Genomic DNA, 20,007 nt, shown 5'->3' with positions numbered 1-20,007 from the left:
TTGTTTGACCGGACAAACCTTCAGGTTCTGGCGAACCATGCCCGCGCGGCCGCAGAGAACATGGCGCACACGCTGCACCGCACCGCGCACTCCGCCTTCGTCAAGGAGACGCAGGACTTTACCGTGATGCTGATGGACCGTTCAGGCGCGACCTTCGCCGTGCCGATGGAGCTCGGCGCCACCTGGTATCCGGGGCTTTCGTATCACCGCGCGATCGCCATGGTCGATGACTACCGGCCGGGAGATATTGCCTTCACCAACGATCCCTATTCCGGACACGTCGCCACGCACGCGCCCGACACGCATCTTTGGAAGCCGGTCTTCGTCGATGGCGAGATCGTCGCCTGGACCGGCGGGCATATCCACAACACCGATATGGGTGGCGCCGTGCCGGCTTCGCTCAGCCGGGCGCTGACCGAAATCCATCAGGAAGGCATCCGCTTTCCCCCGATGAAGCTGGTGAGAGAGGGCGTCTTCGACGAGACTATCCTGCGGATCATGAGCACCAATGTGCGCAAGCCCGACCTCAACATCGGCGACATCAAGGCGCTGGTCGGCGCGCTTAACACCGGCGAGCGCAAGATCCAGGCAATGGTGAGGAAGTTCGGCAAGGCAGGCTTCATCGAAGGCGTTTCCGCTCTTCTCGACCAGGCGGAAGCGCAGGCGCGCGACGTGCTGCGCTCCATGCCCGACGGCACATGGGATTTCTGCGACTATGCCGATGAGGATTCCGTCGAGGCCAATCCGTGCCGGCTGAAGCTGACGCTGACGATCAAGGGCGACGAGGCGGTGCTCGACTTCACCGGCTCCGATCCGCAGCTCGGCTCCTCGCTCAACGTGCCTTCGGGCGGTGACCCGCGACACACCATGCTGCTGGTTGGCGTCTACTACGTGCTCTACACGCTCAACCCGAAGATCCTGCTCAACACCGGCCTTACCCGGCCGTTTACCTGCATCACGCCCCGGGGCTCCGTGCTGAACCCGGTACACCCCGCCGCCGTGGGCATGCGCTCGCTCACCTGCGCCCGGCTGCGGTCGGTCATCTTCGGCGCCTTCTCGCAAACGGTGCCGGAGCGCCTGCCAGCAGCTCCGGCCGGCAACAACTGCATCGTCAATGTCATGACCACGGACGAGCGCACTTACCGGACCGTCATCACGGCGGTGAATCCCGTGGTCGGCGGCGGCGGGGCGATGCCGCATCGCGACGGAACCAATGGATCGGGCGCGGATGCCGCCTATCTCAAGAACACGCCGATCGAGATCACCGAGACCGAGACCCCGGTCGAATTCGTGAAATACGGGCTCGCCAGGGATAGCGGCGGGGCGGGGCGTTGGCGCGGCGGGTTGGCGACCGAAATGGCCTTCCGTGTCTTTGCCCCCGATTCCAGGATCACGGCGCGCAACCGCGACCGCAGCTTCTTTCGTCCCTGGGGCGTGCTGGGCGGCAAGGCGGCCGGCCTGTCGGACATGATCGTCAATCCAGGGACCGAGCATGAGCGGCGGCTGGGCAACATCGACACCACTGTGCTGCAGCCCGGCGACGTGCTTGAGATACGCTCCGCCGGAGGCGGCGGGCGCGGCGATCCGCATCAACGCGAACCCTGGCGGGTCGCGCAGGATGTGCGGCGAGGCTATGTCTCGCCGGCTGCGGCCGAGCACGGCTATGGCGTCGTCATCCGCGGCGGCGAGAGCGACGAGCAGGCAACGGGGCAATTGCGCGCGCGGCAGGCGCCTGCCGCCGGCCATTTCCATTTCGGTCCGGAGCGCGACGGCTACGAAGCGCAGTGGACGCCGGCCGCCTATGACCGGCTCACGGCCATACTGGGAGATTTGCCGATCCACTGGCGGTTCTTCACCAAGACGGAGATCTTCCGCCGCATGAAGGGCCGTTCGGGGCCGGAAGGCGTCCAGCAGGCGTTCGACGCTGTTTGCGAACGGTTCCCGGAACTGCCTCGTCCTGGCCCGGTGCGAGAGGCGGCGGAATGATCACCGCCGGCCGCATCGTCCGGCTGGCCGAATTCGGGCGGGCGCACCTGCATTTCTTTCTCGACGGACAGATGTGTAGCGCATTGGCGGGCGACACCGTGCTGACCGCCATGCTGGCATCAGGACACGCGCTGCGAAAATCCGAGTTCGGACCCGAGTGGCGCGCCGGGTTCTGCCTGATGGGAGCCTGCCAGGATTGCTGGATATGGCAGGACGAGGGACCGCGCATCCGCGCGTGCTCGGCCCCGATCACCGAAGGCATGCGGTTGCGCACAACGGAGCCGGAGAGCTGGCCGTGAGCGAGACCTCGCCGCGGATCGTGATCGTCGGCGCCGGTCCCGCCGGCATAAGGGCCGCGGCCATGCTGGTCGAGGCCGGGCTCCACCCGGTGGTGATCGATGAAGGGCAGCGCGCCGGCGGGCAGATCTACCGCCGCCCACCTGCCGGGTTCGTCCGCACGCCGGAGCAGCTCTACGGGTCGGAGGCGGCGAAAGCGGTCGCATTGCATGCCCTCTTCGACCGGCTGGCCGAAGAGGGGCGCCTCACCCATTGCGCGGCAAGCTCGGTCATCGCCTTGCAGGAGGGGCGGCTGCACGTGTTGGGGGAGGGCGGCGTACAGCTGGTCAGCTATGACCGCCTGATCCTTGCGACGGGCGCATCCGACCGTGTCGCTCCGGTCCCGGGCTGGCAGAGTGCCGGCGTCTACAGCCTTGGCGCGGCGCAGATCGCGCTCAAGGCGCAGGGCGTGGCGCTGGGGCAGCGCATCGTCCTGATCGGATCGGGGCCTTTGCTGACGCTGGTTGGCGCCCAACTCGTCAAGGCTGGAGCGGATGTGGTGGCGGTGCTCGACACCTCTTCCCGGCGCCAGCAGATGCGGGGACTCTGGGACCTTGCCGCCCGGCCGCTGGTCGCGCTGCGCGGTCTCGCCCCGCGGGCGAGGCTCGGCGGCCGCTATCATGCCGGCGTGACGCTCGAACGGATCGAGGCCGACGGCAAAGGTGTCACCGCGATCCGCTGGCACGACGCCGGCGGCAGGGAACATCTCACGCTATGCGACACGATAGGCATGGGCTGGCACTTGCGGGCCGAAACGCATCTCGCCGACCTGGCGGGATGTGCCTTCATTTATGACGAGCAGTGGCGGCAATGGCTGCCAAAGACCGATGAGATGGGCCGCGCCGGCAACGGAGTCTATCTTGCGGGCGATGGAGTTCGTCTTCTGGGAGCAGACGGCGCGGAGATCGCGGGGCGTCTTGCCGCGGTGGCGTGCCTTGCCGATCTCGGATTTCCAGCGCCCTCCACCGCGTCCGATTTGCGCAAACTCGCACGGCTCGAACGCTTTGCCCGCGGCCTGGCTCGCGCCTTTCCCTGGCCGACGGCGATGGCGCGGGCACTCCCCGACGCGGTCGTCTGCCGCTGCGAGAACGTGACCGCCGCGGCCCTACGCCAGAGCACTGATTTCGGCGGTAGCGAAGCCAACAGGGTGAAATCGCTGTCGCGCGTCGGCATGGGGCGATGCCAGGGGCGCTATTGTCAGCTGGCCGCCGTCGAACTCATCGCGGCGCAGACCGGCTGCACGCCTGGCGCTGTCGGTCGGTTCCGCGGGCAAGCGCCTGTCCGCCCGGCGCCTATCGGCGCCTTTCTGCGGGACGGCTGATGCGATTCTGGGCCGACCTGGTATGTCTGCCTGTATCACGTCTAGAAGTCGGCGACCTTCCCCCAAGACGAAGCGTCGAAGCGCCTGGGATCATAGGATTGCGGATCGACAATCGGTTTGGAGCCGGTCATCAGATCGGCGACGAGATGCCCGGCGCCGGGTCCGATGCCGAAGCCATGCCCCGAGAACCCGGCAGCCAAAAAGAAACCCGGAACGATATGGATCTCCCCAATGGCAGGCACACCGTCGGGCGTGCTGTCGATGTAGCCGGCCCAGGTCGCGCTGATCCTGGTCTGGCGCAGTGCCGGCAGCAGCTCGAGCGCCCGGGCGTGGGCCAGGCGGATGGTCGCCTGGTCCGGAACCGGGTCGAGGATGCGCATCCGCTCCATCGGTGTCGGCTGGTCGAGCCGCCAGTGTCGGAGCGTTTCGTGACCCGAGCGCATGCCCTGCAGGCCGCCAGGCGCGAGGCTGCGCCACCGTTTCAGGAACATCGGCAGGAACTGCGAGGAGAAGCGCAACTGCTGCGGCGTAACGTCCACGCGCCCGCGTCCGCTTATGGCGAGCGTGTAGCCGCCGTCGCCGCGACGCGTGACCGAGATCCCTTTCGTGTGCAGCGCATCCGGCAGACCTTCCGCGCCTGGCGAGACGGACAGAATGGACGAGCGGATCGACGCCTGCGGAAAACGGAAACCGAACTGCCGGCAAAAGGAGGAGGCCCAGGCACCGCCGGCCAGCACAGCCATCTTGGTCCGGATCGTTCCGCTTTCGGTGACCACGCCGCTCAGGCGGCCGCCTTCGGTCTCGATACCGCGCGCGGCGCAATTCTGGTGCACTGAGCCGCCAAGCTTGAGGATGGCGCGGGCGACCGCGGGTGCTGCCCGCGACGGATCGGCGGTGCCGTCGGTGGGCGAGAAGACGCCGCCCTTCCATGTCCGGCCAGTGGCGCGGCCCCGCTCGCAGGCCTCGGCGCCGTCGAGCATATGCGTCGTGACGCCAGCCGTTTTGGCGAAGTCACGCCAGCGCACCCAGCCGGCCAGTTCCGCATCGTCGTTGCTGAGATAGAGCAGGCCGCAGCGGCGAAAGCCGGTTTCTTCGCCGGTTTCCGCCGCAAAGCTGCCCCACAGGTCGATGCTTCTTGTCGCCATCGGCAACTCGCGCGCGTCGCGGTTCTGCTGGCGGCACCATCCCCAGTTCCTGGAAGACTGCTCGGCGCCGATGCGTCCCTTTTCGACGAGCGCCACCTTCATGCCGCGCCGTGCCAGGTAGTAGGCCGCGAAGATACCGACGATGCCGCCGCCGATCACCACCGCGTCCGCGATCCGTGGCAGGTCTCCGGATGTCTCGATTTTCTGTAGGGGTGCGCGCATGGTCTCTCTGCCTTGACGCGCCAATTTAACGCGTTGCGCAGGCAGCCGCTGCCGCAGTTGCGGCCGAAGCAGAATTTTATTCCGGCAACGCAGTCAAAATCGGGAGCCGCTGCGTTTCAAAGCGCTCTCCGCTTGGATGGACAGACCCACGGGCTGTGGTAGTGTCAATGTCTATGAGCAAGGCAGCATTTTGTGCTGCGGCATGTTCTGCGGAGACGACAGTGAAACTGGATCGGATCGATATCAAGATTCTGTACGAGTTGCAGAAGAATGGCCGCATCACCAACGTGGAACTGGCTGATCTGGTGCACCTGTCGCCAAGCCCGTGCCTGATGCGGGTCAAGAGATTGCAATCGGAGGGCTACATCGAGGGCTATTCCGCGCAGATCAATATCGGCAAGCTCGGCCAAACGCTGACCGTGTTTACCGAAATCACCTTGAAGAACCATCGCCAGGTGGATTTCGCCCGCTTTCTCGCCGTGGTTGAGAAGATCGACCAGGTCATCGAATGCCACCTCGTGTCGGGTGGCTACGACTATTTGATGAAGTTCGTGACCGCCGGCATCGCCGAGTACCAGACCATCATGGAGCGGCTGACCGACATGGATATCGGCATCGACAAGTATTTCAGCTTCGTGGTGCTGAAGTCGCCGATCGTCAAGGCGCACATGCCGCTGCCCAGCCTGTTTCCGAGGTAGTCCGCGGCGACCGCGCCGCGCTTGTCGCCTGCGGCCCGCTACAAGGCGTCCGGCCGCAATATCCGGTGCAGTGCCTTCAATTCGGCTTGCATCTCGGCGATCATCCAGGCAGACGACAGGCCGTACCGGCCTTGAGCGCGGCGCTATCAGCTGATGGATCCGACCCGTCTTGATCTGCCTGTCCGAGGCCGGGACAAGGGTTCCCTGAAGCAATGCCCTTGAAACGTTGCTGAGCCAGCCGAGCGCCACGCCTTCCCCGTTCATCGCGGCTTGAAGCACGACCGCGTAGTCCGAGAATTCGAGCCACTTTGCCCTGCTGGTCTTGCGGTCCGCCACACTGCCCCAGGCGTCCAGCCACTGCTCCTTGGCGTCGGTCAGGTGAAGCAAGGCATGACCTTCCCCGGTTCCGGCATGGATCAGCCGGCCGTGGGCCGACAAATAGGATGGCTGCACACCGGAACGATGATCTCCGGCGAGAATGCCCAATGGTGATAGTGGGTGTCGTCATCAGCCTCGTGGCAAGGTCGACAGTCTCGGCGGGTCCTCGCAGAACGCCCGCGATCAGTTCGAACCACAGGTCGACGTCAGGAAACCTGGTGTTGAATGCCCCTAACCTCGGAACGAACCAATAGGTTGCCAGAGAACTCGAAAGGGAAAGAGTCACCACCGGCTTTGCAGCGCTGTTCTGCCTGATCCTGCGGATCGCCTCCGCAATGCCGTCAAATCCCTCCCGCACCGCCGAATAGAGGGCACGTCCCTCCGGGGTCGGGGTCAACCCCGCAGGACCCCGCGTGAAAAGAGCAACACCAAAATCGGCCTCGAGCTGGGCAATGCTGCGGCTGATCGATGATTGCGTGACGTTGAACTCGCGCGCCGCCGCCGTGAAGCTACCCGACCGGACAGCAGCTTCGAAGACAAGCAGTCCGCGCGCGGAAGGAACGAGTTTTGCGAAACCAGCCATACGCCCAGCGTATAGCGACCCCAACAATTTACAAGCTTTCTACGATCTCGGAAATGGCGAAGTATAACCCTGATGAATGGGGGAGCAGGACGTGAAGGCAGCGGCATCTCAAGCGGGCAGCACATCCAGCGATCCTCTGCTTCAGCCGTTTCGGCTCAAGGGTCTGACGCTGCGCAACCGCGTCGTCAGCACCAGCCATGCCTCGATGCTGGACGATGGCGGCCTGCCGCTCGAGCGCTACCAACGCTACCACGAGGAGAAAGCGCGCGGCGGCCTGGTGATGACCATGGTGGGCAGCTCGGCCATGACGTCGCCCGACTCGAGCTGGGGCGGCGGTCAGTTGGACCTCTCGACCGACCGCATCGTGCCTCATCTCCAGTCGCTGTCGCAGCGGGTGCATCGCCATGGCGCTGCCATCATGTGCCAGGTCTCACACCTTGGCCGGCGCGCTACCGCCTATGCCGGAAACTGGCTGCCGCCGGTGGCGCCGTCACGCGTTCGCGAGACGCGGAACCGGAATTTTCCAAAGGAGATGGACGCCGCCGACATCGACAGGATCATCAAGGATTACGCCAGTGCCGCTAGGCGCTGCGTGGACGGCGGTCTGGACGGCGTCGAAACCGTCACCGGCGGCCATCTGATCGGGCAATTCCTCTCGCTCAGAACCAACAGGCGCACGGATGGCTTCGGCGGCTCGCTGGAAAACCGCGCACGCTTCGGCCTGATGGTTCACGAGGCGATCCGCCGCGCGGTGGGCGACGACTTCGCTGTCGGCATCCGGTTCGTGATCGACGAGGCGGTCGAGGATGGCTCGGATTTCGAGGAATGCCTTGCCTTCGCCAGGCTGTTCGAGCGGGAAGGCCATATCGACTTCTTCAACTGCATCTTTGGCCGCATGGACACCGATCTGTCGCTGGCTGAGCAGAACATGCCCGGCATGTTCAGCCAGAGCGCGCCGTTCTTGCCGCTGGTCGGACAGTTCAAACGGGAAACCAGGCTGCCCGTGATCCACGCCGCAGGCATTCGGGACATAGCGACGGCCCGCCATGCCATCCGCGAGAACCTTGTCGACCTGGTCGGCATGACCCGAGCGCATATTGCCGACCCCCATATCGTCAACAACGTGATGCGCGGCGAAGAAGAACGCATTCGCCCGTGTGTCGGCGCGTCCTACTGCCTCTACAAGAAGGTGCAGTGCATTCACAACCCGGCGAGCGGCCATGAAACGATCATCAGCCATACCATCATGCGGGCTGAAACGCCGAAACGGGTGGTAGTGATCGGCGGTGGCCCGAGCGGGATGGAAGCGGCAAGGGTCGCCGCCGAGCGCGGCCACAGAGTGAGCCTGCTCGAAGCTGGGGCGCGGCTTGGTGGGCAAGTGCTCATCGCGGCCTCGGCGTCCGATCGCAGGGATCTCATCGGCATAGTCGACTGGCGCGTAGACGAACTCGCGCGGCTTGCAGTGGAAGTCCGTCTCAACACCTATGCGGAGGCAGAAATCGTCATTGCTGCGGAACCGGGCGCGGTCATCGTCGCCACCGGCGGCGTTCGCTGAACATTGCGACAGCGTATGGGACGTCCTGACCGGAGTCGTGCCGGCGAAGCACGATGTGCTGATCTACGACGAGACCGGACGCCAGGCCGCAATTTCCTGCGCCCTGCATCTCGCCCAACACGGGCGCGTGGCCAGCCTGGCCATAGCGGACGACACGCTGGCGATCGAGACGCCCTATCCGGACCGGGTGAGTTTCCGCAAACGCGCCTCGGAACGCGGCATCCGCGTCGTCAGCGATATGCGTCTGGTCAAGGCAGCGCGCCAGGGCAACGGCATCGCCGCCACGTTCCGGCATGAACTCACTGGTGCGGAAACAGAAATGACCGCGGCCCAACTCATTGTCGAGCGCGGCACCGTGCCCATGGAGGATACCTACCAGGAACTGCGTGCGCGCTCCGCCAACAACGGCGTCACCGACATAGCGCTGATGACGGGAACGGCAACGGACGGGGATAATAGTTCCCAAGCTGCCGGATCGTTCGTCCTGCACCGCATAGGAGACGCGGTCGCCAGCCGGGACATCTACTCGTCGATCTATGAGGCCTACCGGCTCTGCTCGCAATTGTAGACAAGGCCCATGAAACTCGATCGGATCGACATCAAGATTCTGTACGAGCTGCAGAAGAACGGCCGCATCACAAATGTGGAGTTGGCCGAACGGGTCAGTCTCTCCCCCAGCCCATGCCTGATGCGGGTAAAGAAGCTGCAGGCTGAAGGCTATATCGTGCGCTATTCGGCGCAGATCGACATCGCAAAGCTGGGACGGACGCTCACCGTCTTCACGGAAGTCACGCTAAAGAACCATCGACAGATCGACTTCGCGCGTTTCCTTGCCGCCGTCGACAAGGTTGATGCGGCCGTCGAATGCCACCGCGTTTCCGCCCGCTACGACTATTTGATGAAATTCGTGGCCGCCGGCATCGGCGAGTATCAGGAGATCATGGAGCGGCTGAGCGACATGGATATCGGCATCGACAAGTGTTTCAGCTTCGTGGTGCTGAAATCTCCCATCGTCAAGGCGCACATGCCGTTGCCCAGCCTGTTCCCGATGTAGTCAGAGCGGCTCACCGTTTCCGTAAAATGCTGAGCGGCTCTAGCGATGGCCGTATTGGCTGACAAGCTCGGGATCGCGGACGAGGCCATCGAGCCACGTCGGATCGAGCTTCGGCACGGAGGAGAACAGAAGCTTGGAATAGGGGTGGGTGGGCGCCTGCAACTTGTCGGGCGTGATCTGCTCCACCCGCTGCCCATTATACATGACCATGATTTCGTCGCAGATCGCTTCGACGACGGAGAGGTCGTGGCTGATGAAAATATAGGAAAGGCCCAACTCGCGCTGCAACTCCTTGAGCAGTTGGATCACCGCGGCCGCGACCACCGTGTCGAGCGCCGAGGTGATTTCGTCGCAGATGATGAGCTTGGGGTCGGCCGCCAGAGCGCGCGCGAAGTTCACGCGTTGCTTCTGGCCACCCGAGAGCTCCGACGGACGGCGATAGCGCAGGCCCCTCGGCAGGCGAACCATGTCGAGCAGTTCGTCGACGCGCTTCGAGCGCGCCTGTCTGTCGAGCCCGTGATAGAAGGCCAGCGGGCGGGAGATGATGTCCTCCACCGGCTTGGCTGGATTGAGCGCGGTGTCGGCATACTGGAACACGATCTGCATCTCGCGCAGCTGGTCCTGGCTGCGTTTCCCCGCAGTGCGCTCCAATTCCTTGCCGTCGAAGACGATGTCGCCGGCCGCCGCCGGATGGATGCCGGCGATGACGCGCGCCAGCGTCGATTTTCCGCAGCCGGATTCGCCGATGACGCCGAGATTGCGTCCCTTCTCGACGACTAGGGTGACGGAATCAACCGCGCGGATAATCGGCAGTCCGTCACCCCGCACCGCGCCGTAGCCGGCGGTCACATTGTCGATACGCAGCAGCTCTTTCGTCCCGGCATCCGCGTCCGCATGCGCTTGCCGCGGTTTCGGCTCGAAGGCAGCCAGCAGTTCGCGCGTATAGGGGTGCTGGGCAGCCGAAAGTATCTGAGCCGTGGTGCCTGTCTCCTGCACTTCGCCGCCCTTCAGCACGACGATGTGGTCGGCGATCTGGGCGACGACGGCGAGGTCGTGGGAAACGTAGACCCCCGCTATTCCGCCCGCCCGCATGACCGACTTGAATGCCTTCAGCACGTCGATCTGCGTCGTCACGTCGAGTGCCGTCGTCGGCTCGTCGAAGATCATCAGCTTGGGATCGCCGATGAGCGCCATGGCCGCCGACAGCCGCTGCAATTGCCCGCCCGAAACCTGGTGCGGGTAGCGCGCGCCGATCCCTTCCGGATCCGGCAACGACAAGGCCCGGAACAGCTCGACCGCGCGCTTGCGCGCCTGCTCGGGCGACATCAGCCCGTGGATGCGCGTAACCTCGATCACCTGCTCCATGATGGTGGACGAGGGGTTGAAGGAGGCGGCGGCACTTTGCGGAACATAGGCAATGTCGGTGCCGCGCAACCTGGCGCGCTGCTTTTCGGAAAATGCCGCCATGTTCTTGCCGTTGACATTGATTTCGCCGCCGGTAATCCGGCAGCCAGGCCGCGCATAGCCCATCAGCGAGAGCGCGATCGTCGTCTTGCCGGAACCGCTCTCACCGATCAGGGCGACGATCTCGCCATCGGCGATGTCGAGGCTGACGCCCTTGATGATTTCGACGACACGACCGGCGTCGGTCGTCGCCTCGATCCTTAGGTTCCTGACCTCGACGAGATTGGTCATGCGTCCCTGTCCCTGATCTTCTGCGGCAGGTTGTCGATCAGCAGGTTGACGCTGATGGTGAGGCTGGCGATCGCCAGCGACGGAATGATGACCGCGGGCGCCGCGAAGGGCAGGCCGCCGATGTTCTCGCGCACCAGCGCGCCCCAGTCGGCGAGCGGCGGCTGCAGGCCGAGCCCGAGGAAGGACAGGCCTGAGAGCAAGAGCACGATGAAGACGAAGCGCAGGCCGAAGTCGGCCAGAACCGGGCGCATGATATTGGGTAGGATCTCGGACCCGATGAGATAGGCGGTGCTTTCGCCGCGGACGCGAGCGACGGTCATGAAGTCCATGCTGTTGATGTTGACCGCGAGCGCCCGCGCGAAACGGTAGGCGCCGGGAATATAGATGACGGCGAGCGTCAGGATCAGCGCCGGGATCGACGAGCCGACAGCGGCGACGACCACAAGGCCGAACAGCTTGCTGGGGATGGAGTTCATGGCATCGAGGAAGCGGCTAAGGCAGCTGTCGAGCCAGCCGCCGGTGACGGCAGCGATCATCCCCAGCACGACGCCCGAGAAGCAGGCGATGGCGACGGCTGCGAGCGATATGCCGACGGTGTAGCGCGCGCCCATCAGCACCCGCGAGAGCATGTCGCGGCCCAGATAGTCCGAGCCGAGCCATAGGCCCTGACGCATCGGGCCGAAATAATCGTCGTCGACGATATCGCCGATCGAATGGGGAATGATGCAAGGCGCGAAGATGGCGATCAGCGTCCACGCCAGGATGACCAGCGCGGCCACGACGCCCACGAGATTGTAGCTGTGGCCAAGAAATGACCGTCGGGAAGCTGCCACGCGCGCCATCGTCACCTGAGCCTCGGGTTGGACATGATGGCGATGATGTCGGCGACGGTGATGAGCAAGAGATAGCCAAGGCAGAAGATCATCGCGCAGCTCTGGATCAGCGGCAGGTCGCGGGTCGCGACGGCATCGACCATCAGCTTGGCGATGCCGGGATAGTTGAAGATCGTCTCCACGATGATGACGCCGCCGACCAGATAGGACAGCGACAGCGCAACCGCGTTGACGATTGGCCCGAGCGCATTGGGGAGTGCGTGCTTGAGCACCATGCGGCCGCGTGAGGCGCCTTTGAGAAGCGCCATCTCGACATAAGGCGTGGAGAGCGTTTCGATCACCGCGGCGCGGGTCATGCGGATCATCTGGGCGGAGATGACGAAGGTGAGCGTGATCACCGGCATTGCATAGATGCGCACGAGGTCGGTCAGCGTATGCGCCTCATTGACCGAGGAAAGCGCTGGCAGCCATTTGAGATAAACGGCGAAAAGCAGGACCGCCAGCGTGGCGACCATGAATTCCGGCACCGAGATGACGCCGATCGAAAGAATGGTGACGGTGCGGTCGTAGAGCGAGCCGCGCAGCATGGCGGCGGTGATGCCCAGCGTCAGCGCCAGGGGGACCGAGAGCAGCGTGGTGATGCCGGCGAGCTCCATGGTGTTGATGAAGCGCCCGCCGATCAGTGCCGCGACCGGCATCTCATTGGCATAGGAGGTGCCGAGATCGCCGTGGAGCAGGCCGAGAAGCCAGCGCAGGAAGCGCAGGATTGCCGGATCGTTGAGATGCATGGCCTCGCGCAGGCCGGCGACGGCTTCGGGTGTCGCCGCCTGGCCGAGCAGGATCGACGCGGTGTCGCCGGGCAGCATGCTGGTGGCGAAAAAAACGGCGAACAGGACGATCAGAAGCGTGATGACCGCGATTGCCAGCCGCTTCAACACGAGGTTTAGAACCCCAGACGTCATGGAAGCGCTCCTGCGGTTGCGTTCGGCCAAGCCATGTTGCGCAATAAGTGCCAGGGACCGGCTGTCCGGTCCCTGGCAGGCGCCTCTCAGGCTTCGAGCCAGAGATATTCCGCCATTGCGTAGCCCATCATGCCACCGAGCGGGTTCGCCTCCAAACCCTTCACCTTGCTGGAGAGGGCATCGACGTTGGAAATGTAGGCTGGGATGATGGTGCCGGCCTCTTCGGAGACCATGGTCTGCATCTGGCCGTAGATTTCCTTGCGCTTGGCCTGGTCGAGCGAGCCGCGCGCCTCGATCATCAGCTTGTCGAACTTCTCCGACTTGTACTGGCTTTCGTTCCAGGGCGCGTTGGAGGCGTAGAGCAGCGAGAACAGGATGTCCGGCGTCGGGCGTGGATTGATGTTGCCGAAATGGACCGGCGCCTTGAGCCAGTAATTGTCCCAGTAGCCGTCGGACGGGACGCGCTGGACATCGAGCTTCATGCCGATATCGGCACCGGCGGCTTGGATGATCACCGCCATGTCGATCGACGAGGTCGCGGCATCGGAGGCGACCACGGGGATGGACTGACCGAGCAGGCCCGACTTCTGGAAGTGGAATTTGGCCTTGTCCGGGTCGAAGGCCTTCGGCTTGAGGTCGGCATTGTGGAAGATGTTCGCCGGTGAGACGGGCTGGTCGTTGCCGACTTCGCCAAGGCCGCGCAATGCCGATTTGACGATCTGCTCGCGGTTGACGAGGTATTTCATGCCGGTCACGAAGTCGGCCTTGTTGCCGGGATCCATGTCGAGCCGAATGTTGAGGTCGGTGTAGTTGCCCGAGGTCGTCTTCGACAATTCGAAGCCCTGCTGGCCGCCGATGAGCTTCATCGCGCGCGGATTGATCGAGGCGGCGAAGTTGATGTCACCGGAAAGCAGGGCGTTCACGCGGGCGCTGTCATCGCTGATGGCGATGAATTCGAACGAGTCGAGGTAGGGCTTGCCGGATTTCCAGTAGTTCTTGTTCTTGGTGACGACCGACCGCACGCCTGGTTCGAACGTTTGCAGCACAAAGGCGCCGGTGCCGTTGCCTTTGGAGAAGTCGGTGGTGCCATCGGCGATGATCATGAAGTGATGCAGCGCCAGGATGGTCGGAAGGTCGGCATTCGGATCGGCGAGCGTGATTTCGACCGTGGACTTGTCGACGGCCTTGAAACCGGTCATCTGCGCGGCGATCTTGGCGACCTTGGAACCGATCGCCGGATCGAGATGGCGCTTCATCGAGAAGACGACGTCGTCGGCGGTGAGGGCCTTGCCGTCGTGGAAGGTGACGCCCTTACGCAGCTTCACCGTCCAGGTCTTGGCGTCCTTGCTGTCGAAGCTTTCGGCCAACTCCATCTGCGTGACGCCATCCTTGTCGAGGAAAGTCAGGCGGTTGTAGAGCGAGCAGCAGCGGACATAGTCGGTCGACAGCGACGCCTTTGCCGGATCGAGCGTGTCGGCGGTCGAGGACGACCAGCCGGCGGCCTTGAAGCTGCCGCCGGAAACCGGCGTGGCGGCGACGGCATTGGTGGCGCGGCCAAGCACCATGCTGCCCGCGGCAACCGCGGCGCCGCCGGCCAACAGCATCTTGAGGAGTTCGCGGCGGCTCGCGCCCCGCCGAATGGCATTTTCGACCATGGCATCGTCTGCGCTGGTCCAGTTCGTGATCTTGTCGGTCATATCATTCCCCTTTCTGTTTGTTTTCCGGCTTGCTCGTCTTGACGCGGCTTTCCGGGCTTGGGCTCAGGTTCGTTGCTTCAGGCTTTCCCGTACGGCCGACGCCGACGCGGCCATTGAGGTGAAGTGGTAGTCCGGCACGGTGAAGCGCTCGGGCTCGATCGTGCCGCCATAGCCCTTCTGGGCATGCCGGCGCTCGATCCAGCAGTTGGTCAAGCCAAGCGCCCGGGATATGCCGATATCGTGATACTGGCTTTGCGCGACGTGCAGGATGTCATCCTTGCTGTCGCCCCTTGAGGCGACGAAATCGAAGACCTTCTGGAAAAAGGCCGGGTCCGGTTTTTCCGTGCCGGTATCGTCGGCCGTGAAGGTGGCGAAGAAGGGCGATCCGAGTTGCTTCTCGAAATGATCGAGCGCCCAGCGCCGAGCATTGGTCATGGCGATCAGCCTGTGCGATTTCGCAAGCTCGGCCAATGCCGCCGCGCTGTCAGGAAAGCCTTGCCAGACGCTGGCGGAGTCCCGCAGGCGGATGCCGTATTTCTCCTCGGCCGGCAGGCCGAGCCGTGGCGCGATGACCATGTAGACACGTAGGAGATCGTCGGGAAACAGGCTCGCATCGGGCATGTAGCGGGCCTGCCGGTAAAGGCTCAGCGCTTCCTCACCATCGAGCGAAACGCCGGCCTCGGCGGCGATTCCGGCCAGGCAGGTCGTTATCCCGCCTTCGAAGTCGATCAGCGTGCCGACGACATCGAAGGTCATGTATTTGAATTCGCTAAAGCCCCTGGCCAAGACTGGGTCTCCTCTGCGTACGGCCGAATTGCATGTGTTGAACAGAACAAAATTCCGTGCTGTCAGGGGCGTCGGCCTTTTTCGAAGGCCCGGAAATCCAAGCTTTCTGGCCTTGTCTTATAAGCAGTCTGGCACTTCCCCCGCGCTGGATTCGCCGAAAAGGCGCGAGGGGGCGGCACAAAATTGCGAAATCGTCTGCCCCGGCGCTATTTCGAAACACGGGGCATTGGTCTGCCGTCATGCCAGGGCCTGGCGGATGTCGGGATCGTCCAGTGTCTGGTCGAGCGTCCGGCGCGTGCGCTCGATGATCGCATCGATGTCGCCGTCGGTGCAGCAGAGCGGCGGTGCATAGCCGATAACCCCATGCGCAAAGGCACGGATGATCAGGCCATTGTCCCATGCCCTGTCGAAGACGCGCCGCGCCGGCATGGCCGACGCCGGAAGCGGTGTCTTCTTCCGCTTGTCGACCACCAGTTCGATCGCGGCAAGCATGCCGCGGCCGCGCACATCGCCGACGAGCGGGTGGTCCCTCAGGCCCTCCAAGCCCCCCATCAGGCGAGCGCCGGCCTTGATGCCATTCTCCAGAAGGCCGGCTTCATAGAGCTTCAACACTTCGAGCGCGACGGCGGCGCTGACGGGATGAGCGGAATAGGTGTAGCCGTGACCGACCGCCGAGGAGCCCGCGCCATCGGCGATGACGTCGTAGACATGATCGGCCATGAACACGGCGCCCATGGGAACATAGCCCGAGGTCAGCCCCTTCGCGGTCGTCATGAAATCGGGAACGATGTCCTCATCGGTACAGGCGAACAAGGGTCCCGTGCGGCCGAAGCCGGTGATCACCTCGTCGGCGATGAACAGGATGCCGTATTCCCGGCAGAGCTCGCGCATCGCCTTGATCCAGCTTTTCGGTGGAACAATGACGCCGCCTGAGCCCTGGATCGGCTCGGCATAGAAGGCAGCGACCCGCTCCGGCCCGATCTCCTCGATCTTGGCCTTCAGCGCGGCGAGTGATGCGGCGATGATCGCGTTCCCTTCCTCGCCCACCGGGTTGCGATAGGGATAGGGGGAGGGGATCTTGTGCTGCCATTCGAAGGGAATGCCGAAACCGGCGTGAAAGGCGGGCAGGGCGGTCAGGCCCGCGCCGACCACCGACGAGCCGTGATAGCCCTGCTCGATGGAAATGAACTGGTCGCGCTTTGGCTCGCCCCTGGCATTCCAGTAGTAGCGGACGAAACGGATCGTGCTATCGACCGCGTCCGACCCGCCAAGTGTGAAGAAGACGTGATTGAGATCTCCGGGCGCGCGCTCGGCCAGTTCCGATGCGAGCCGGATGGCCGGCTCAGAGCCGAGGTCGAAATAGGCGGTGGCGTAGGGAAGCTCGCGCATCTGCCGGGCAGCCGCCTCGACGATGCTGTCGTGGCCGTAGCCGGCATTGACGCACCACAGTCCCGCGAAACCGTCGAGAAGTTGCCGGCCGGACGCATCGGTCACGGTCGCCCCCTTCGCCGATTTCAAGACGCGCACGCCTTGCGCCTCATGACCACGGTATGAAGAGACCGGGTGGACGAGATGGGCGCGGTCGAGTTCGATCAGGGAATTGGCGAGCATTCTATCCTCCGGACTAGCCCAGCGCCTGGTTGGCGAGGGCGTAAACTCTTGGCCATGCCTGTTCCATGTTCGTCTTGGGTGGACGGTCCATGGCCACGCCACCGCCGACATGGGCGAGGCCGATGTCCTCCAGCCAGCCGGCGATGCCGGTCCCGCTGCCGGTATCGACGCGCAGGAAGGCGCCGGGACGTGGCGCGGCAAAGAAGCCGATCAGGGCCTTAGCCTCGTCGGTACTTCCCGCGATGACCGGACCGATCACCTCGCCGCGTCCGAACGGGCGGATTGCGGCATAGGCCTCGATGGCGCCGTTGCGGCGGATGACGGCGAATTGGCCGCGCTCCGCCAGCGCATCGATGAGAGCTTCACGGTCGGCGCCGTAGGCGTCGCGGTCCAGCGCCTTGATGTCCGGGAGATCGGCGGTGTCCGCAGCTTCCACGCCGTCGGGCGCACCAAGCTTGGAAACGCTGCCCTGATGTTGCCGGATCGTACCGGACGGCACGAAGCCGAGCTTTTCATAGAGAGGAATGCCGTCCGCTGTCGCGACGAGCCGCAACGGACGGTCGCCGGCAAGGGCGAAGGCCTGATCCATCAGCCGGCGACCAAGCCCCTTGCCCCGCACAGTCCTGTCGACGATCACCATGTTGATCATGGCGCAATCCATGCCATAGGGCGTTACCAGGATGGTTCCGGTGACGCGGCCCTGGTCGTCGAGCGCGACCGCACCGTTCGAGAGCTGCAGCGCCATCTGCCAGTCCTGCGGGCGATGCGGCCAATTCTCCTGGCGAGAAAGCGCTACGGCGCCCTCGATATGGTCCGGCCCGAAGGTCTGGAGTTCGATCTCGCCCTGCTGCATGAGGCATCCTTCCGTTTAGTGCCCAAGTCTCGGCCATCGGCGCGCCGCAGATCATCTGAAGGCATCGGCTTCGGCGGTATCTTTCGCCGTAGCGCAAGCGGTGCACCGCATCTTGTGCTGGCACTGGCCGCGGCGGATGCGTTTCACGCCGGTCGCGGCGCCGCGATCGGCACGCCAGATGCTACAGCGTGCCAAACCAGCGGGTGGATACGGAACTTTCTGCTTTCGGGAGGGCGATTTCGGTCAGGTGGGTCGCCACCGGCGGCCCTATGATGAAATACATCCCAGCGCGGATGTGCTTCCACCGGAGATCGACGGACATGGCTTCCTTCAGGCCCAAATACATCACCTTCGACTGCTACGGCACGTTGACCTTTTTCCAGATGGCGGAAGCGGCGCGCGATCTCTATGGCAGCCGGCTCGATGAGCCGCGCATGCAGGAGTTCATCAAGAATTTCGCGGCGTATCGGCTCGACGAGATCATGGGCGACTGGAAGCCCTATGCCGATGTCGTCCACAATGCGCTCGAGCGCGCCTGCAAGCGCAACGGCGTTGCCTTCAGCGCCGACGATGCCAGAGTGATCTATGAGCGCGTCCCGACCTGGGGGCCGCACGCCGACGTTCCGGCCGGCCTGGCGAAGGTCGCCAAGGAAATTCCGTTGGTCATCCTGTCCAACGCCATGAACGCGCAGATCATGTCCAATGTCGAAAAGCTTGGTGCGCCGTTCCATGCCGTCTACACGGCTGAGGAGGCGCAGGCCTACAAGCCTCGTTTTCAAGCCTTCGAGTATATGTTCGACAGGCTGGGCTGCGGCCCCGAGGACGTTCTTCACTGTTCGTCCTCTTTCCGCTACGACCTGATGTCGGCACACGACCTCGGCATCAAGAACAAGGTCTGGGTCAATCGCGGCCACGAACCAGCCAACCCGTATTACGGCTATGTCGAAATATCGGACATTTCGGGTCTTGCAGGCGTGGTCGGTCTCTGAAACAGGCGGATTCCCGATGAAGTTCGTCTCCTACTGGCACGACACCGCCCCTGCCTTTTCCGGCGGGGCGCAAGGCCCGGTCGAGGGGCACTACGATGCCGCCGTCATCGGCGGTGGCTTCACCGGTCTCGCCGCCGCGCGCCAATTGGCGAAGGCCGGCGCCAAGGTGGTCGTGCTGGAGGCGGAGTGGGTGGGCTGGGGCGCATCCGGCCGCAATGGCGGGCACCTCAACAACGGCCTTGCCCACGGCTATCTCTCCGCCAAGGCGGAGCTCGGCAAGGACCGCGCAATCGCGCTCTACCGGGCGCTGGACGACTCCGTCGACACCATAGAGGCGCTGGTCGCGGAGGAAGGCATCGACTGCAATTTCCGCCGCGCCGGCAAGCTGAAGCTCGCCTCCAAGCCGCAGCATTTTGCATCAATCGCCCGCAATTTCGAAGCCCTTCACGCCGAGGTGGATCCGGACACGGCGCTGCTGTCGGCGACGGATCTCAAGTCCGAGATCGGTTCACCCTTCCACGGCGCGATGCTGTCGAAGAAGAGCGCCATGATGCATATGGGCCGCTATGTCGCGGGTCTCGCCACTTCAGCCGCCCGCCACGGCGCCGAGATCCACGAGAACGCGGCGGTGACGGGCCGCAAGCAGGCCGGCGGCAGGCATGAGCTGACCACCTCGCGTGGCCGGATCAGCGCCGATAATGTGCTGGTGGCGACCGGCGCCTATACGACGCCTGATTTCGGCTATTTCCGCCGCCGGATCATCTCCGTCGGCAGCTTCATCATCGCCACGCGGCCGTTGAGCGACGCCGAGATCGCCGCCACCATGCCCGGCAACCGGACATGCGTGACCTCGATGAACATCGGCAACTACTTCCGGCTTTCGCCCGACAGGCGCCTGATCTTCGGCGGCCGCGCGCGCTTTTCGGCGACATCGGACCAGCGCTCCGACGCCAGGAGCGGAGAGATCTTGCGGGCAGGCCTCGCGGCGATCTTTCCGCAGCTGGCCAAGGTCGAGATCGATTATTGCTGGGGCGGGCTGGTCGACATGACCAAGGACCGCTTCCCGCGCGCCGGCTACCATGACGGTGTCTGGTTCGCGATGGGCTATTCCGGCCACGGTGCGCAGCTTTCCACCCATCTCGGCATGATCCTGGCCGATGCCATGCTCGGCCGCGAGGACCGCAATCCGATGAAGGGGCTCGAATGGCCGTCCATTCCCGGTTACTCCGGCAAGCCCTGGTTCCTGCCGATGGTCGGCCTCTACTACAAGGCGCTCGACCGGATTCAGTGATCGCCGGTCTGG

The 20,007-nt window shown here is 64.1% G+C and carries 19 protein-coding genes; 9 read left to right on the top strand and 10 right to left on the bottom strand.

The window, feature by feature from the left end; genetic code table 11:
- Genes FJ954_RS24400 through FJ954_RS24390 form a run of 3 tightly spaced genes read left to right on the top strand, consistent with a single transcriptional unit; the run spans nucleotide 1 to nucleotide 3,643 of the window.
- Nucleotides 1–1,986 carry a hydantoinase B/oxoprolinase family protein gene (locus tag FJ954_RS24400; protein WP_140663719.1) on the top strand — a complete coding sequence of 662 codons (1,986 nt, stop codon included), beginning with the start codon at nucleotides 1–3 and terminating at the stop codon, nucleotides 1,984–1,986.
- Nucleotides 1,983–2,285 (top strand): (2Fe-2S)-binding protein, encoded by a 303-nt coding sequence (locus tag FJ954_RS24395; protein WP_140663718.1) that lies wholly within the window; start codon nucleotides 1,983–1,985, stop codon nucleotides 2,283–2,285. Before FJ954_RS24400 ends, FJ954_RS24395 begins: the two co-directional genes overlap by 4 nt.
- On the top strand, nucleotides 2,282–3,643 hold the full coding sequence (locus FJ954_RS24390; protein WP_140663716.1) for an FAD/NAD(P)-binding oxidoreductase: 1,362 nt from the start codon (nucleotides 2,282–2,284) through the stop codon (nucleotides 3,641–3,643). Before FJ954_RS24395 ends, FJ954_RS24390 begins: the two co-directional genes overlap by 4 nt.
- A gap of 41 nt (nucleotides 3,644–3,684) precedes the next feature.
- Here the strand turns inward: FJ954_RS24390 and FJ954_RS24385 are convergent, their stop codons facing one another.
- Nucleotides 3,685–5,010, bottom strand: a complete 1,326-nt coding sequence (locus FJ954_RS24385) for an FAD-binding oxidoreductase (RefSeq protein ID WP_140663714.1) — start codon at nucleotides 5,008–5,010, stop codon at nucleotides 3,685–3,687.
- Between the two features lie 221 nt (nucleotides 5,011–5,231).
- Between FJ954_RS24385 and FJ954_RS24380 the strand changes: the two genes are divergently transcribed.
- Nucleotides 5,232–5,708: an Lrp/AsnC family transcriptional regulator gene (locus FJ954_RS24380; protein ID WP_127327820.1), complete on the top strand. Its 477-nt coding sequence runs from the start codon at nucleotides 5,232–5,234 to the stop codon at nucleotides 5,706–5,708.
- 100 nt (nucleotides 5,709–5,808) lie between these two features.
- Here FJ954_RS24380 and FJ954_RS24375 read toward each other — a convergent pair whose 3' ends face one another.
- Nucleotides 5,809–6,669, bottom strand: a complete 861-nt coding sequence (locus tag FJ954_RS24375; protein WP_246681141.1) for a LysR family transcriptional regulator — start codon at nucleotides 6,667–6,669, stop codon at nucleotides 5,809–5,811.
- A gap of 91 nt (nucleotides 6,670–6,760) precedes the next feature.
- On the opposite strand from FJ954_RS24375, the gene FJ954_RS24370 reads away from it, so the two are divergent.
- Genes FJ954_RS24370 through FJ954_RS24365 form a run of 3 tightly spaced genes read left to right on the top strand, consistent with a single transcriptional unit; the run spans nucleotide 6,761 to nucleotide 9,278 of the window.
- Nucleotides 6,761–8,224, top strand: coding sequence for an NADH:flavin oxidoreductase (locus FJ954_RS24370; protein WP_348641143.1), 1,464 nt, complete (start codon nucleotides 6,761–6,763; stop codon nucleotides 8,222–8,224).
- A gap of 37 nt (nucleotides 8,225–8,261) precedes the next feature.
- The gene (locus tag FJ954_RS32395) at nucleotides 8,262–8,792 is read left to right on the top strand and encodes a hypothetical protein (protein ID WP_318011848.1); all 531 of its coding nucleotides are present in this window, start codon (nucleotides 8,262–8,264) and stop codon (nucleotides 8,790–8,792) included.
- A 9-nt stretch (nucleotides 8,793–8,801) separates the two neighbouring features.
- Complete coding sequence (locus tag FJ954_RS24365; protein WP_140663712.1) at nucleotides 8,802–9,278, top strand: Lrp/AsnC family transcriptional regulator; 477 nt, start codon at nucleotides 8,802–8,804, stop codon at nucleotides 9,276–9,278.
- A 39-nt stretch (nucleotides 9,279–9,317) separates the two neighbouring features.
- On the opposite strand, the gene FJ954_RS24360 is transcribed toward FJ954_RS24365, so the two are convergent.
- The 8 genes from FJ954_RS24360 to FJ954_RS31715 form a co-directional block, all read right to left on the bottom strand.
- Complete coding sequence (locus tag FJ954_RS24360; protein ID WP_140663710.1) at nucleotides 9,318–10,973, bottom strand: ABC transporter ATP-binding protein; 1,656 nt, start codon at nucleotides 10,971–10,973, stop codon at nucleotides 9,318–9,320.
- The gene (locus FJ954_RS24355; protein WP_140664008.1) at nucleotides 10,970–11,815 is read right to left on the bottom strand and encodes an ABC transporter permease; all 846 of its coding nucleotides are present in this window, start codon (nucleotides 11,813–11,815) and stop codon (nucleotides 10,970–10,972) included. Before FJ954_RS24355 ends, FJ954_RS24360 begins: the two co-directional genes overlap by 4 nt.
- Before the next feature lie 2 nt (nucleotides 11,816–11,817).
- Nucleotides 11,818–12,768, bottom strand: coding sequence for an ABC transporter permease (locus FJ954_RS24350; RefSeq protein ID WP_140663708.1), 951 nt, complete (start codon nucleotides 12,766–12,768; stop codon nucleotides 11,818–11,820).
- Between the two features lie 86 nt (nucleotides 12,769–12,854).
- Nucleotides 12,855–14,465: an ABC transporter substrate-binding protein gene (locus FJ954_RS24345; protein WP_140663706.1), complete on the bottom strand. Its 1,611-nt coding sequence runs from the start codon at nucleotides 14,463–14,465 to the stop codon at nucleotides 12,855–12,857.
- A gap of 63 nt (nucleotides 14,466–14,528) precedes the next feature.
- Nucleotides 14,529–15,251: an HAD-IA family hydrolase gene (locus tag FJ954_RS24340; RefSeq protein ID WP_140663704.1), complete on the bottom strand. Its 723-nt coding sequence runs from the start codon at nucleotides 15,249–15,251 to the stop codon at nucleotides 14,529–14,531.
- 237 nt (nucleotides 15,252–15,488) lie between these two features.
- Nucleotides 15,489–16,862, bottom strand: a complete 1,374-nt coding sequence (locus FJ954_RS24335; protein WP_140663703.1) for an aspartate aminotransferase family protein — start codon at nucleotides 16,860–16,862, stop codon at nucleotides 15,489–15,491.
- 13 nt (nucleotides 16,863–16,875) lie between these two features.
- On the bottom strand, nucleotides 16,876–17,715 hold the full coding sequence (locus tag FJ954_RS24330; RefSeq protein ID WP_140663701.1) for a GNAT family N-acetyltransferase: 840 nt from the start codon (nucleotides 17,713–17,715) through the stop codon (nucleotides 16,876–16,878).
- 181 nt (nucleotides 17,716–17,896) lie between these two features.
- The gene (locus tag FJ954_RS31715) at nucleotides 17,897–18,037 is read right to left on the bottom strand and encodes a hypothetical protein (RefSeq protein ID WP_181173042.1); all 141 of its coding nucleotides are present in this window, start codon (nucleotides 18,035–18,037) and stop codon (nucleotides 17,897–17,899) included.
- Between FJ954_RS31715 and FJ954_RS24325 the strand changes: the two genes are divergently transcribed.
- Nucleotides 18,036–18,704 (top strand): haloacid dehalogenase type II, encoded by a 669-nt coding sequence (locus tag FJ954_RS24325; protein WP_140663699.1) that lies wholly within the window; start codon nucleotides 18,036–18,038, stop codon nucleotides 18,702–18,704. The genes FJ954_RS31715 and FJ954_RS24325 overlap by 2 nt on opposite strands.
- Nucleotides 18,705–18,720: 16 nt before the next feature.
- Nucleotides 18,721–19,995, top strand: a complete 1,275-nt coding sequence (locus FJ954_RS24320) for an FAD-binding oxidoreductase (RefSeq protein WP_140663697.1) — start codon at nucleotides 18,721–18,723, stop codon at nucleotides 19,993–19,995.
- Nucleotides 19,996–20,007 lie beyond the last annotated feature (12 nt).

Source organism: Mesorhizobium sp. B2-3-15 (genome assembly GCF_006442875.1).
GTDB lineage: Bacteria > Pseudomonadota > Alphaproteobacteria > Rhizobiales > Rhizobiaceae > Mesorhizobium > Mesorhizobium australicum.
The sequence above is the reverse complement of the archived record's forward strand: the minus strand, read 5'-3'. Positions and strand labels throughout refer to the sequence as shown.